We start from the raw sequence: 15,311 nt of genomic DNA, 5'->3' as shown, positions 1-15,311 counted from the left end.
TCTGAGTGGATTTGATTTTTCCGTACGGCCCCAATGAGGCTGTTTCTAAACCGCCATTTAAGTAAGGCAGATAATTATGTTATCGACAATGGAAAAACAACTGAATGAATCCCAGCGTGATGCGTTGGTGACTGGCTATATGAATTTTGTGGCACCAACGCTGAAAGGCGTCAGTGGTCAGCCAGTGACGGTGGAAGACTTGTACGAATATTTGCTAATTGACCCGGAAGTGGCTGATGAGGTTGAGACGAGTCGGGTAGCACAAGCGATTGCCAGCATACAGCAATATATGACTCGTCTGGTCAATGGTTCTGAACCGGGGCGCCAAGCAATGGAACCTTCTACCGCTAACGAATGGCGTGATAATGATAACCAATATGCCATCTGGGCTGCGGGGGCTGAGGTTCGAAATTACGCCGAGAACTACATTTCTCCCATCACCCGGCAGGAAAAAAGCCATTATTTCTCGGAGCTGGAAACGACTTTAAACCAGAACCGACTCGATCCGGACCGGGTGCAAGATGCTGTTCTGGCGTACCTCAATGAGTTTGAAGCAGTGAGTAATCTGTATGTGCTCAGTGGTTATATTAATCAGGATAAATTTGATCAAGCCATTTATTACTTTATTGGTCGCACTACCACTAAACCGTATCGCTACTACTGGCGTCAGATGGATTTAAGTAAAAATCGTCAAGATCCGGCGGGAAATCCAGTAACGCCAAATTGTTGGAATGATTGGCAGGAAATCACCTTGCCGCTGTCTGGTGATACGGTGCTGGAACATACCGTTCGCCCAGTATTTTATAACGACCGACTGTATGTAGCTTGGGTTGAGCGTGACCCAGCGGTACAGAAAGAGAAAGACGCTAATGGCAAAGATATCAGTAACACCCATGCTTACAGCATAAAGTTTGGCTATAAACGCTATGATGATACTTGGACGGCACCAAATACTACCACGCTGATGACGCAGCAAACAGGTGAAAGTTCAGAAACACAGCGATCCAGCCTGTTGATTGATGAATCGAATATGGCATTACGACAGGTTAATCTGCTGGCTACTACCGATTTTAGTATTGACCCGACAGAGGAAACTGACAGTAACCCGTATGGTCGCCTGATGTTGGGGGTGTTTGTGCGTAATTTTACGGGGACTCCATATCAAAACCGTCCTGCTGTGTATGGTTATCTCTATTGTGACTCAGCCTTTAATCGCCATAGTCTCAAGTCGTTAAGTAAAAACTTTTTGTTCAGTACTTACCGTGATGAAACAAATGATCAGAATTGCCTGCAATTTGCGGTATACGATAAAAAGTATGTGATTACTAAGGTTATTACTGGTTCAACAGAAGATCCTGAAAATACGGGTTGGGTAGGTAAAGTTGATGACTTGAAGCAGGGTACTACCGGTGCCTATGTGGATATCGATCAAGATGGTCTGACACTCCATATCCAAACCACAACTAATGGGGATTTTATTAACCGCCATACGTTTGGGAGTGCTGACAGAGAGAACAATTCTACGTCTGGTTATGGCTTTTCATGGACAGGGGATGAGGGTTTTTACCTGGATTACGATGATGAAGACTATTACAGCTTCCATAATGCAGTAATCACCTATTATCCCCAGGGTTATGGTGGAGGGTCTACTCCTAATGGAACATGGGATATAAACCAGCCTGTTAATGATGCATGGAATTCCATATTCCTGCTTTATGGGCACCATTCTGTTACTGTGAAAAATGGCGGTATCGCTTGGGTAGGGGATGATCCTAGCAGTTATAACCTGTATATTCCGGATGGTACTCGTTTGGGGGATTGGGCCGGTGCAATAAATTATGCTATTAGTACTGATACCTTGATTGCCTTTTTCGCAGGTGCTGGTCATCTCACTTATATAAAAAACTTCAAGAAAATCGCCGATAACCGCAAATTCTATCAGGAAATCAATGCTGAGACGGCGGATGGGCGTAATCTGTTTAAACGCTACAGTGATCAAACTTTCAAACTTGCCAGCGGTGCGACCTATTCTACAACCTATACCCTGTCCGAAGCGGATTTCTCCACTGATCCGAATAAAAACTACCTACAGGTTTGTTTGAATGTCGTGTGGGATCATTATGACCGCCCATCAGGGAAAAAAGGGGCCTATTCCTGGGTCAGTAAGTGGTTCAATGTCTATGTCGCATTACAGGATAGCAAAGCGCCAGATGCCATTCCGCGATTGATTTCCCGTTACGATAGTAAACGTGGTTTGGTGCAATATCTGGATTTCTTGACCTCATCTTTACCCGCGAAAACCCGTCTTAATACCACCTTTGTGCGTACCTTAATTGAAAAGGCAAATTTAGGGCTGGATAGTTTGTTGGATTATACCTTGCAGGCAGATCCTTCTCTGGAAGCTGATTTAGTGACTGACGGCAAAAGTGAACCAATGGACTTTAACGGTTCAAATGGCCTCTATTTCTGGGAGTTATTCTTTCACCTGCCGTTTTTGGTTGCTACACGTTTTGCCAACGAACAGCAATTTTCGCCGGCACAAAAGAGTTTGCATTACATCTTTGACCCGGCGATGAAAAACAAGCCACACAATGCCCCGGCTTACTGGAATGTACGCCCGTTGGTTGAAGGACACAGCGATCTTTCTCGTTATTTGGGCGACTCTATAGACCCAGACACTCAGGCTTATGCCCATCCGGTGATATACCAGAAAGCGGTGTTTATCGCCTATGCCAGCAACTTGATTGCTCAGGGAGACATGTGGTACCGCCAATTGACTCGTGACGGTCTGACTCAGGCCCGTGTCTATTACAATCTGGCCGCTGAATTGCTAGGGCCTCGGCCGGATGTGTCGCTGAGTAGCACTTGGACACCACAAACCCTCGATACCTTGGCTGCCGGGCAAAAAACGGTTTTACGTGATTTTGAGCACCAGTTGGCTAACAGTAATACCGTTTTACCTGCATTGCCGGGCCGCAATGTGAGCTACTTGAAACTGGCAGATAATGGTTACTTTAATGAACCTCTCAATGTTCTGATGTTGTCCCACTGGGATACGTTGGATGCACGGCTATACAATCTGCGTCATAACCTGACCGTTGATGGCAAGCCGCTTTCGCTGCCGCTGTATGCTGCACCTGCTGATCCAGTTGCGTTGCTGGCTCAGCGTGCTCAGTCTGGTACCCTGACGAATGGTGTTAGTGGTGCCGTGTTAACAGTGCCACCGTACCGTTTCAGCGCTATGTTACCGCGGGCTTACAGCGCTGTGGGTACGTTGACCGGTTTTGGTCAGAACCTGCTTAGCTTGTTGGAACGTAGCGAACGGGCCGGTCAAGAAGAGTTGGCGCAACAGCAACTGTTGGATATGTCCAGCTATGCCATCACGTTACAACAACAGGCGTTGGATGGATTGGCGGCGGATCGTCTGGCGCTGCAAGCCAGTCAGGCGACGGCGCAACAACGTCATGACCACTATTACACCTTGTATCAGAACAACATCTCCAGCGCGGAACAACTGGTGATGGACACTCAAACGTCAGCACAATCCCTGATTTCTTCTTCCACCGGTGTACAAACTGCCAGTGGGGCACTGAAAGTGATCCCGAATATCTTTGGCTTGGCTGATGGTGGCTCGCGCTATGAAGGGGTAACAGAAGCGATTGCCATCGGGCTGATGGCTGCCGGACAAGCCACCAGCGTGGTGGCCGATCGTCTGGCAACCACGGAGAATTACCGCCGACGCCGTGAAGAGTGGCAAATCCAGTACCAACAGGCACAGTCTGAGGTCGACGCATTACAGAAACAGTTAGATGCGTTGGCAATGCGCGAGAAAGCAGCTCAGACTTCCCTGCAACAGGCGAAGGCACAGCAGGTACAAATTCGAACCATGTTGACTTACTTAACTACTCGTTTCACCCAAGCGACTCTGTACCAGTGGCTGAGTGGTCAATTATCCGCGTTGTATTATCAAGCGTATGATGCCGTGGTTGCTCTCTGCCTCTCTGCCCAAGCTTGCTGGCAGTATGAATTGGGTGATTACGCCACCACTTTTATCCAGACTGGTACTTGGAATGACCATTATCGTGGTCTGCAAGTAGGGGAGACGCTGCAACTTAATTTGCATCAGATGGAAGCAGCGTATTTGGCTCGTCACGAACGCCGTCTTAATGTGATCCGTACTGTGTCGCTCAAAAACTTATTGGGTGATGATGGTTTCAATAAGTTAAAAACCGAAGGCAAAGTTGATTTTACATTAGGCGAAAAGCTATTTGACAACGACTATCCGGGGCACTATTTGCGCCAGATTAAAACCGTGTCAGTGACGTTGCCGACGTTGATCGGGCCGTATCAAAACGTGAAGGCAACGCTCACTCAGACCAGCAGCAGTACATTGTTAGCAGCAGATATCAATGGTGTTAAACGTCTCAATGATCCGACAGGTAAAGAGGGTGATGCGACGCATATTGTCACCAATCTGCGGGCCAGCCAGCAGGTGGCGCTCTCTTCTGGCATTAATGATGCCGGTAGCTTTGAGTTGCGTTTGGAAGATGAGCGCTATCTATCATTTGAGGGGACTGGAGCAGTTTCCAAATGGACGCTCAACTTCCCGCGTTCTGTGGATGAACATATTGATGGCAACACATTGAAGGCGGATGACACTCAGGCGTCACTGTTGGCGAATATGGATGATGTACTGGTGCAGGTACATTATACCGCCTGCGACGGCGGCGTCAGCTTCGCTAGCCAAGTCAAGAAAACACTCTTTTAAATTAACTTTTAACTAAGACTTCCCACTCTGGTAGCCAGAGTGGGAGAGGATCTGTCATACCTAAAATCAATCTTGCTATCTTTCTCCATTTCATTGGAAGGGAAGCTTTAAAACAAAATAAAAGGAATATGATATGAGTACGTTTGATACTGCTCTTTATACTCAAACCCCAACAGTCAGTGTGTTAGATAATCGCGGCCTGTCCATTCGTGATATTGGTTTCCACCGTGTTGTGGCAGGCGGGGACACTGACACCCGCGTCACCCGTTACCAGTATAATGTTCGTGGACACCTGAATCAGAGTATTGACCCACGCTTGTATGATGCAAAGCAGACCAATAACTCGGTGAAGCCTAATTTTGTCTGGCTGCATGATCTGGCTGGTAATGCTTTGCGGATAGAGAGTGTCGATGCTGGCCGTACTGTTGCATTAAATGATATTGAAGGTCGTCCGGTAATGACGATGAATGCGACAGGTGTTCGTCAGACTCGTCTTTATGAAGACAACACGTTGCCCGGTCGCTTGTTATCTGTGAGCGAACAAGTTTCCGACCAAGAGACTTCTCAAGTGACAGAGCGCTTTATCTGGGCTGAGAATACAACAGAGGAGAAAGAGTATAACCTCTCCGGTCTGTGTATACGCCACTACGACACGGCGGGAGTGACCCGGTTGATAAGTCAGTCACTGGCTGGTGCTATTTTATCCCAATCTCACCAATTGCTGGCTGAGGGGCGGGAGGTGAACTGGAGCGGTGACGATGAAACTGTCTGGCAGCGGATGCTGGCAAATGAGGTCTATACGACACAAAGTACAACTAATGCCATAGGGGTTTTGCTGACCCAAACCGATGCGAAAGGCAATATTCAGCGTCTGGCTTATGATATTGCTGGTCAGTTAAAAGGGAGTTGGTTAACGGTGAAAGGCCAGAGTGAACAGGTGATTGTTAAGTCCCTGAGCTGGTCAGCCGCAGGTCATAAGTTGCGTGAAGAGCATGGTAACGGCGTGATTACGGAGTACAGTTATGAACCGGAAACTCAACGTCTGATTGGTATTACCACCCGACGCGCCGAAGAGAGTCAATCAGGGGCGAGAGTATTGCAGGATCTACGCTATGAATATGATCCGGTGGGGAATGTCGTCAGTATCCATAATGATGCCGAAGCTACCCGCTTTTGGCGCAATCAGAAAGTGGAGCCTGAGAACCACTATGTTTATGATTCTCTGTATCAGCTTATTAGTGCGACAGGGCGTGAAATGGCCAATATCGGCCAGCAAAGCAACCAACTTCCCTCACCCGTAATACCTGTTCCTACCGACAACAACACCTATACCAATTACCTTCGTACCTATACTTATGACCGTGGCGGTAATTTGGTCCAAATCCGACACAGTTCACCTGCGACTCAAAATAGTTACACCACAGATATGACCATTTCAAGCCGCAGTAACCGGGCGGTATTGAGTACATTAACGACAGATCCAACCCAGGTGGATGCGCTATTTGATTCAGGCGGTCATCAGAAGACGTTAATGCCAGGGCAAAATCTGGATTGGAATATTCGTGGTGAATTGCAACGAGTCACACCGGTGAGCCGTGAAAATAGCAGTGACAGTGAATGGTATCGTTATAGCAGTGATGGAATGCGGCTGTTAAAAGTGAGTGAACAGCAGACGGGTAACAGTACTCAAGTACAACGGGTGACTTATCTACCGGGATTAGAGCTACGCATAACTGGAGTTGCAGATAAAACAACTCAAAATTTGCAGGTGATTACAGTAGGTGAAGCGGGTCGCGCACAGGTAAGGGTATTGCACTGGGAAAGTGGTAAGCCGGCAGATATCGATAACAATCAGGTGCGCTACAGTTACGATAATCTTCTTGGCTCCAGCCAGCTTGAACTGGATAGTGAAGGGCAAATTCTCAGTCAGGAAGAGTATTATCCGTACGGCGGCACTGCGGTATGGGCAGCGAAAAATCAGACAGAAGCCAGCTACAAATTTATTCGTTACTCCGGTAAAGAGCGGGATGCCACTGGATTGTATTATTACGGCTATCGCTATTATCAGCCTTGGGTGGGCCGATGGTTGAGTGCTGATCCAGCAGGAACTGTGGATGGGCTGAATTTGTACCGGATGGTGAGGAATAACCCAATCACATTAACTGACCATGATGGGTTAGCACCGTCTCCGAACCGAAATCGGAATACATTTTGGTTTGCTTCATTTCTGTTCCGTAAACCCGATGAGGGGATGTCTGCGTCAATGAGACGGGGACAAAAAATTGGCAGAGCCATTGCCGGCGGGATTGCGATTGGGGGTCTTGCGGCTGCCATTGCCAGTACGGCTGGCGCGGCTATCCCTGTCATTCTGGGGGTTGCGGCCATAGGTGCTGGGATTGGTGCGTTGATGGGATATAACGTGGGTAGCTTGCTGGAAAAAGGCGGGGCATTACTCGCTCGACTCGTACAGGGGAAATCGACGTTAGTACAGTCAGCGGCTGGCGCGGCTGCCGGCGCGAGTTCAGCCGCGGCTTATGGTGCGCGGGCACAAGGTGTTGGTGTTGCATCAGCCGCCGGGGCGGTAACGGGTGCTGTGGGATCATGGATAAATAATGCTGACCGTGGGATAGGTGGCGCTATTGGGGCCGGGAGTGCCGTAGGCACCATTGATACCATGCTGGGGACTTCCTCCACTCTTACACATGAAATCGGGGCAGCGGCTGGTGGGGCGGCTGGTGGGATGATCACTGGTACGCAAGGAAGTACTCGGGCAGGGATCCATGCCGGTATTGGCACCTATTATGGCTCTTGGATTGGTTTTGGTTTAGATGTCGCCAGTAACCCCGCCGGACATTTAGCGAATTACGCAGTGGGTTATGCCGCTGGTTTGGGGGCGGAAATGGCTATCAACAGAGTAATAGGTGGCGGATTTTTAGGTAGGTTCTTAGGCCGGGCTGTCAGCCCATATGCCGCTGGTTTAGCCAGACAATTAGTGCATTTCAGTGTAGCCAGACCTGTCTTTGAGCCGATATTTAGTGTTCTCGGCGGGCTTGCTGGTGGCATTGGAACAGGCCTGCACAGAGTGATGGGAAGAGACAGTTGGATTTCCAGAGGGCTAGGTGCTATCGGCAGTGGTATCGATAATATTGCTGGTATGATTGGTAATCAGATCAGAGGTAGGGTCCTGACCACAACAGGGATCGCTAATGCGATAGACTATGGAACCAGTGCTGTGGGAGCCGCACGACGGGTTTTCTCTTTATAATAGTCAACATTGTTGTAGTAAACATCGCTAGATATCTTCGCCCAATATTGGGCGAAGATATCAGGGCCGGGAGCAGCCACTTTATTACCTCAACCATTAATCGCTGCTTTTGAGATTATAAGGTCATCACAGATCTATATGTCAGATTCTGAATCGCTTTGCAGAAAAGTTTCGTAATCCTGACCGCCGTAGAAGATGCCAATAATAGAAACTAATTCAACATCGCTATCAACATCAAAAGCAATCACGGTTCGTTTCTTGTAATTGGTAATCCGTAAGCCGGAACAAATATCATCACGTTGAGTCCCGCGATGAGGAAAAGCTTGCAAACTCTCGCAGAAAGCGATAATACCGTCTGTATAACGTGTTGCAGTGTCTGGGGAGGCAGTAACAGCCATATAGTGGTAAAGTGTTACCAATTGCTCTGAGGACTCTGGTGAAAAGACAACACGATAGCTCACTTTAATTCTGCTTGCGTTCAGTAGCTAATCTTGCTCGTACTTGGTTAACAGTCAGTGCTCGTGCCGGATCCGCTTTCATGGAATCGTACGCAGGGACGACTTGTTCGCGTAACCAGCTTTCAACCGCACGATCACGGGCCATTAACGCACGCAGGCCATCCCGAATAACTTCACTTTCCGTGGCATATTCTCCCGTCATGACCTTAGTTTTTACGATATCAGCCATTTCATTTGGCAATGTGATACTGAATTGTTGTGTAGTTCGCATGGCATACCTACAGTTAGGTGTGTAGGATTTAATCCTACTCTGAAAATAAATATATGTCCAAAAAATAGACTCATAAAACAAAAAATTTTGGTGCCTATCTAGGTTGCAGATCGGCAATCATTTGCAACAGTTCTGGGCGATCAGGATGTACATTGCGCTCAATATTAACTTGGTGGGGCAAAGTTCTACGACGCATCGGATAAATAGTGCGGTATATACCCATCATCTTTCAAGTTGCCTCTTTGTTGGCTGCACTCGTTCTTTGAATTTCGTATCATCTGTTGCTCCATTTTACTTAACCATCATCAATTTCATGTTATCACCTGATGTTCTGCTTAGATCTGTAAGGTTTATGATCGTCTAAGAAGGTCAGCGTGAGTGTTGCTCCCTGACAGTGAGACGTGGAGAAGATTATGATGAGTCATACATCCGATTATCGTACAGATGTCCGCATTGTGGCGCATATACCACTTAATAAGTCTGACAGCGATAAATTGCATTTCAGAAAATTAATTGGTAGCGAATCGTTGTCGCAACTGTATCAGTTTAAAGTGGAGTTTCTTTGTCCACGTAATGATCTCGATATGAAGTCATTGTTGGGTAAAAGTATGGCTTTGGAGATCCCACTAATACAGGGTGGTTCCCGTTTCCTACATGGTGATATTACCCGTATTGAATATGTCGGACATCATTTACAGGAAGAAAACGATAAGTTATATATTTTCACGTTGCATCCTTCGCTCTGGTATTTGACACAAAACCGTGACTGCCGTATTTGGCAGGGGCAGAGTGTGCCGGATATTATTGCCAGCCTGTTGGCAGAATATCATATTAATATAGAGAATCGTCTCCGTAGCCATTATCGTCAATGGGAATATTGTGTCCAATATCAGGAAAGTACTTTTGATTTTATCAGTCGATTAATGGAACATGAAGGCATCTACTATTATTTCAGCCATCATGAAAAAGGACATACTTTAATTCTGGCTGACTCGCCAAATGCCCATCAGCCATTTAATGATGATTATGTCCAAATCCCCTATTTAGCAACACGACCCGGTGTGGTTGATCACCAGGAAGGTATTATGTGCTGGCGCACAGCACAGGAAATTACGCCACGAGTTTATACGTTGGATGATTACGATTTCCGTAAACCACGGGCGCATTTATTAGAAGTATGCAGTAATCCAGCATCATGTGCGGTTAATAAGGCGGATGTTTTTGAATGGCCGGGGCGTTATATCGACAATCAACATGGTCAATTTTATGCACAAATCCGCCAACAGGGATTTGAAGCGCGGCAACAACAGATGTACGGCAAGGCAACGGCGTGCGGATTAGCGCCGGGATGCACTTTTACTTTACAAAACAGCCCTTGTCCGCCTGATGCACAGCCCTTTCTGGTGACGCATGCGGAATATGAATTATATGACTGTACGCTGTATGACGAATTGGATGGGAGTTGTTGGGACCAAGGACCGTTCCGAGCCGCATTTCACGCAATACCCGCTAATGTTATTTGGCGTCCACAACGGGCAACGCCTTGGCCGAAAACCTATGGTCCACAAACGGCGGAAGTTGCCGGTCCAGTGGGAGAAAGCATCTGGACCGATAAATATGGTCGCGTCAAATTGAAATTCCGTTGGGACAGATATAGCCAGCCGGATGATAGAAGTTCTTGTTGGGTGCGGGTTTCCAGCAGTTGGGCTGGTTGGAAATATGGCAGCTTACAAATTCCACGTATTGGTGAAGAGGTAGTGGTTGATTTTATCAACGGCGACCCGGATCGCCCATTGGTGACTGGGCGGGTTTACAATGAAGAGTGCATGCCGCCTTGGCAGTTGCCCAACGATGCAACCCGAATGGGGTTTATGAGCCGCAGTAAGAAAGGCGGGGTAGAAAATGCCAGTTTTCTGTTCCTCGAAGATGCGCCGGGACGTGAATCATTCACCATGCACGCCGAACGCGATATGAATATCTCCGTTGAGCACGATAAAAATATCACCGTTGATGGTGTCTTAGCTCAGGAGATAAAAGGCGAAACTCATCTCAAGCATCATGGTGTATGTCATACCCTGAAAATGATGCCGGATATACAAACTTTCCGATTGGGGAAAACCGCGATTATCGGCACCGGTGGGCGGGCAGATTTTATTGCGGGTGGTCGGTATGAACGTATTCAAGGTAAATCAGAGACGCAGGTCAGTCAGAATATTAGCCAACACGCCGGAGAAAATATTAGCCATCATGCCTTGGGAAATATTCTGTTCGATGCCGGTAAGCAGATCATCTATGGCGACAGCCTATATCTCAACCGAGAAAGCAACGATCCCAATAATCAGGCGCAGCAGAAGCTGATGACATTGCAGACATTAACCCCTGAAGAAATGGCGGATCAGCAAGCATCAAAGCAGCAGCAACAGCAGAAAATCCCGACCTCAGTAATTTATAAGAGAGGTGTCAGTGTCGAGATCAACGGTGTTGATCAGCAGCGTGTGGATAAAGATCAGAAAGTCGAGATCAATGGGGCGGTCACTCGAAGTATTGAGGGTAGCTGGCAAGAGCATGTTAAAGATAACCTGAAAATTCAGGCAGATGCGGATGCTTATCTTAATTGTGGCGGCAAGGTGTGCATTGAAACCAAAGATATGGTGCACAAGATTGAGGGGCACATAGAAACCCATGCCGGCAATACTTTAACCGTCTGTGGCACGACGGAAAATGTCAATATGCTCAACTATACCAACTCTTCCGTTGCCATGAAAAACGAGGGGGTGGTGATGTCGAATAATATGCTGAACATCGGTAATACCACGCTGCATATGTCAACCAATACTCTCAACCTTAGTTTGGGGCAGATAAATATCAATGCTGTGGCACTGAATCTGAGCCTCAGCGGTTTAACTATTTTTATCTGACATACCAAGACGGGAGAATGGATGATGAAAATCATGAAACCTCTGCGACTGGGTGTTTTGCACCGCCCGTGGCGTTGGCAACAGCAGAACTATCTGGGGGTGGCGGTGATGGCGCTGACGGATATGAGTGATTCGCCGCAAATCAGACCAGAGCCGGAACTGTGGCAATTGGTGGCTCAAGAGTTACAAAGTACCGGTGGGGTGTTGGATCTCTCTATTCCTAAACCCTGTGCAGAATTCTTTGCTACAGGTTATGCCTGGACAAATCATCAACCACAAAAAGAGGCCTGTATAGCGAAAATTCAGGTTGCCGATAAAGAAAAAAGCCTGATGGTATTTGGTGATCGCTACTGGCAGAACGGGCATCCTTCATCGCCACAGCCGTTCGAGAAGATGCCCCTCGATTGGCAAAATGCCTTTGGCGGTCACTGTACCGCAGAAAACCCGTTGGGTAAGGGAGATGAACCTGTTACTCGTGAAGGGGTATTGTTGCACCCATTACCTAATGTTGAACATCCGGATCAACTGCTACATTCACTGCATCAGTGTGTGCAGCCAGCCAGTTTCTCCCCCCTCGATTTTAGCTGGCCGCAACGTAGTCGCATGATGGGAAAAAAATACGATAAGCAGTGGCTGGCGCATGAATTCCCCGGTTTTGCCCGCGATACAGATTGGCACTTGTTCAATATGGCCGGATCGGATCAATGGCTGAGTGGACAACCCTGTTTGCCGTCGGGCGCCACTTGGCGTATCTGGAATATGCATCCCACTCAAGCTGTACAACAGGGAACGTTACCTTGTTGGCAAGCACGCTGTTTTATCACGCGTCAGCGTGGTGGAGAAATGCGCCTTGAGGAGATCCATTTACGTGCTACCACGGTGTGGTTTATTCCTCATTTGGAACGTATGGCGCTCATTTGGCACGGCGCTTGTCCAATTAATGAAGATGATGCAGCGGATGTGCATCAAATGCTGGTGGCGATGGAGTTGGCACAGGCTGAGCGGCCGGTTGCTCATTACCAACAGGTGATGGCGCAACGGGCAGAGAAAGAGAAGGGGGCGCTTTTTACCCTGCGAGAACAGGATTTGATGGATGAAAGCCTGATTGCGCCTTGGATAGATAATGACGTACAGGTTACCCCCAGCGCGCTGGCAGAGACGATGACAAGGCGTGAAACTTATTTGCGTCGGCGGCATCAGGCGAGGAGTGAGAAGCAAGAGCAGGATATTAATCAACTGCTTGCAGAATTGCCTCAGGAAGAGGGAAAAGCGCTCACTGCTGATAAGTTACCGGAGCTGGTTGCCAGCTTGGAACGACAGGCAGAACGGATACAACAGCGGGTTCAGAAAAAAAGTGCTGCATATGCAGCGGCTGAACGTGCCAGTGCTCCAGCGGTTGGTCCTGCAAGTTACTACCGTATGCTGGACTTGTTGCATAAACAGTCACAGAAAAAACCGGAATGTCAGACACCAGAGGCGTTGAAATGTACGCAGCGCAGTTTACATCAGATGTATTTGCTATCTGCGGATACGCGTCCGCCGGCAGGCAGATTACAGGGTGAACAGGCTGAGGTGTTACGCCGCCATGTGATGGCTTGCATGGCAACAAAACGCGATCTCAGTGGGATGGATCTAACGGGTGCCGATCTTTCTGGTTTGGATCTGCGGCGAGCTAATCTACAGCATACTCTGTTGGAAAATGCCAATCTGGATAACTGCTGTTTAGATGAGGCTGATCTGAGTGAAGCTATGCTGGCTTATGCTTCATTGAATAACACTTCGCTAAATGCGGCTTGTCTGAATAATGCTTCCCTGACCGGAGCGAAGTGCCACAACGGTTATTTTATCGGCGCACGCCTTGGCGGTGTGTTGTTGGAACAGGCTGAACTGGTCATGTGTGATTTTTCCCAGGCCGCTCTAAGTGATATTACGTTACGTCAGTGTACGTTGCATCATTGTCGTTTCCCTCAGGCGCGGTTGAAAAACTGCCTGTTTATGGATCTCATACCGGAAGCGCTGGATTTTAGCCATGCCTATTTGACGCGTGTGACGGTCATCAATGGCGGCTTTACCGCAGTTCGTTTCAACCATGCGGTGATGGAAAGTTGTACTTTTCTAAACAGCGCGTTAGATCATGCTCAGTACCAGCATGCCCATTTAGACAGTTGTGTGTTTACGGGTAAAACGCATATTCGTGCTGGTCTGTTTCAGCATGCGCGGCTGACCAGTTGTAATTTTCGTCTTATTCTGCTTGAAGCGGCTGACTTTTCAGAGGCAGTACTACAAAACTGTGATTTCAGCGAAGCGGATCTCAGTTTTGCGCAAATGTGCGCCGTCAATGGCAGTCATTCACTGTTTATTCGTACTCTATTGACTAATAGTTATTTGCAGGGCGCTAATCTGATGGGCGCATTACTGCAAAAATCCCATTTAGCGGGCGCGGATTTGCGTCGCGCCAATCTGTTTCGTGCCGATATTTCTCAATCCAGTGTTGATGTGAATACGCAATTGCAGGGAGCTTTGCTTGATCAGTGCAAAACCCTGCCATGTGCCGGAGGCAAATTGATATGAAAACCTTAACGCCGGAACAATTGAGCGCGCTGATTTCCCAAGGGGAAATCATTCAGGATGTATCTCTGACGAGTGAGTTGCTGGCAGAGAGGGATCTGGCTGGTATGGTGTTTGTTAATGTTACCTTTGAAGGAACTGAGTTCCGTTGTTGCAGACTTGATGAGACCGTGTTTCAGCAGTGTCAGTTATCATATACCTCTTTTCAGGGGATGACGCTGAAAGGGTGTTCATTTCAGCAATGTAATTTGTCGCAAGTCTGCTTTGATCGCACTCATCTGGATAACTGTATATTTCACGATTGCCAACTGGAACAGTTCTCTTTGCAAGATGCTGCACTAAATTCTACCTATTTCATCTCTTGCCAGCTTAATCATGCACGTTTTGTCAATAGCACACTTGATAAAGTCACTTTGTACGATAGTGATATGCATAACGGTACTGTACATAATTGCCATTGTCAGAGTTTGACTTTGTTCGGTATGGATCTACGCAGTGTGACCTTTACAGGCAGCCGGTTTGAACGAGGGGTGTTTGCCCATTGTGATCTGCGCGAAGGGCAGTTTCGGGGACTCACCTTTCTGGCTTGCCAATTTACTGATAATCCGTTGGATCGTGCCGATTTCCGGCAGGCGATACTGACGCAAAGCTGCTTTAAAGGCGCATCACTGCGTGGCGCCTGTTTAGATGAGATAGAGGCCGAAGGGGCGCTATTTATTGAAAGTGATTTACGTGAAGCGCAGTGCCGGCAGGCAAAAATCAATCACGGCCAGTTTATTGCGGCCTGTCTACATCAAGCTGATTTCTCCCACAGCATGTTAGTTCAAAGTCAATGGCGCTATGCGCAAGCGGATAGCTGCTCTTTTGTCGCCTGCGATTTGAGTTATGCCGATTTCAGTTGGGCGGATATCAGTCATGCGGATCTGCGCCAGGCGCGTTTTAAGCGCACATTGATGCATCGGGCCTGTCAGCAGGGCAGTCGCTTCTCCGATCGTCGGGGGATTTTGGCGCGAGATGAGGCACTGTTTGCGGCAGAAACATGGAATGCGCGTGGTTAGCGCTT

At 47.8% G+C, this 15,311-nt stretch carries 8 protein-coding genes; 5 read left to right on the top strand and 3 right to left on the bottom strand.

The features are described from left to right. Positions 1 to 76 precede the first annotated feature (76 nt). Positions 77 to 4,768 carry an insecticidal toxin complex protein TccB gene (gene tccB / locus AACQ83_RS12715; RefSeq protein WP_112878021.1) on the top strand — a complete coding sequence of 1,564 codons (4,692 nt, stop codon included), beginning with the start codon at positions 77 to 79 and terminating at the stop codon, positions 4,766 to 4,768. Between the two features lie 133 nt (positions 4,769 to 4,901). Then, positions 4,902 to 8,033 (top strand): insecticidal toxin complex protein TccC, encoded by a 3,132-nt coding sequence (tccC, locus tag AACQ83_RS12710; RefSeq protein ID WP_112878020.1) that lies wholly within the window; start codon positions 4,902 to 4,904, stop codon positions 8,031 to 8,033. 134 nt (positions 8,034 to 8,167) lie between these two features. Here the strand turns inward: tccC and AACQ83_RS12705 are convergent, their stop codons facing one another. The 3 genes from AACQ83_RS12705 to AACQ83_RS12695 form a co-directional block, all read right to left on the bottom strand. Next, positions 8,168 to 8,494 (bottom strand): type II toxin-antitoxin system RelE/ParE family toxin, encoded by a 327-nt coding sequence (locus tag AACQ83_RS12705; RefSeq protein ID WP_112878019.1) that lies wholly within the window; start codon positions 8,492 to 8,494, stop codon positions 8,168 to 8,170. A 1-nt stretch (position 8,495) separates the two neighbouring features. Further along, on the bottom strand, positions 8,496 to 8,762 hold the full coding sequence (locus tag AACQ83_RS12700) for a ribbon-helix-helix domain-containing protein (protein WP_112878018.1): 267 nt from the start codon (positions 8,760 to 8,762) through the stop codon (positions 8,496 to 8,498). 94 nt (positions 8,763 to 8,856) lie between these two features. Continuing rightward, the gene (locus tag AACQ83_RS12695) at positions 8,857 to 8,988 is read right to left on the bottom strand and encodes a hypothetical protein (protein ID WP_255566983.1); all 132 of its coding nucleotides are present in this window, start codon (positions 8,986 to 8,988) and stop codon (positions 8,857 to 8,859) included. Positions 8,989 to 9,175: 187 nt separating this feature from the next. Between AACQ83_RS12695 and AACQ83_RS12690 the strand changes: the two genes are divergently transcribed. From AACQ83_RS12690 to AACQ83_RS12680, 3 genes are read left to right on the top strand one after another with little or no spacing between them, the layout of a single operon-like run. Then, positions 9,176 to 11,680, top strand: a complete 2,505-nt coding sequence (locus AACQ83_RS12690; RefSeq protein ID WP_112878017.1) for a type VI secretion system Vgr family protein — start codon at positions 9,176 to 9,178, stop codon at positions 11,678 to 11,680. A 24-nt stretch (positions 11,681 to 11,704) separates the two neighbouring features. Continuing rightward, on the top strand, positions 11,705 to 14,251 hold the full coding sequence (locus tag AACQ83_RS12685) for a DUF2169 family type VI secretion system accessory protein (protein WP_158539350.1): 2,547 nt from the start codon (positions 11,705 to 11,707) through the stop codon (positions 14,249 to 14,251). Beyond that, entirely contained in the window at positions 14,248 to 15,306 is a 1,059-nt protein-coding gene (locus AACQ83_RS12680; RefSeq protein ID WP_158537772.1) for a pentapeptide repeat-containing protein, read from the top strand. Before AACQ83_RS12685 ends, AACQ83_RS12680 begins: the two co-directional genes overlap by 4 nt. Positions 15,307 to 15,311 lie beyond the last annotated feature (5 nt).

The organism is Photorhabdus sp. S10-54, assembly GCF_963878145.1.
In the GTDB taxonomy this organism is placed as follows: Bacteria; Pseudomonadota; Gammaproteobacteria; order Enterobacterales; family Enterobacteriaceae; genus Photorhabdus; species Photorhabdus kayaii.
Note: the sequence above shows the minus strand (reverse complement) of the source record. Positions and strands in the feature narration are given on the sequence as shown.

What these genes read in the sequence shown, in the direction of transcription:
- AACQ83_RS12700 (WP_112878018.1), bottom strand. Translation starts at nt 8,762, where the DNA reads ATGCGAACTACACAACAATTCAGTATCACATTGCCAAATGAAATGGCT.
- AACQ83_RS12695 (WP_255566983.1), bottom strand. Translation starts at nt 8,988, where the DNA reads ATGATGGGTATATACCGCACTATTTATCCGATGCGTCGTAGAACTTTG.
- AACQ83_RS12685 (WP_158539350.1), top strand. Translation starts at nt 11,705, where the DNA reads ATGAAAATCATGAAACCTCTGCGACTGGGTGTTTTGCACCGCCCGTGG.
- tccB (WP_112878021.1), top strand. Translation starts at nt 77, where the DNA reads ATGTTATCGACAATGGAAAAACAACTGAATGAATCCCAGCGTGATGCG.
- AACQ83_RS12690 (WP_112878017.1), top strand. Translation starts at nt 9,176, where the DNA reads ATGATGAGTCATACATCCGATTATCGTACAGATGTCCGCATTGTGGCG.
- tccC (WP_112878020.1), top strand. Translation starts at nt 4,902, where the DNA reads ATGAGTACGTTTGATACTGCTCTTTATACTCAAACCCCAACAGTCAGT.
- AACQ83_RS12680 (WP_158537772.1), top strand. Translation starts at nt 14,248, where the DNA reads ATGAAAACCTTAACGCCGGAACAATTGAGCGCGCTGATTTCCCAAGGG.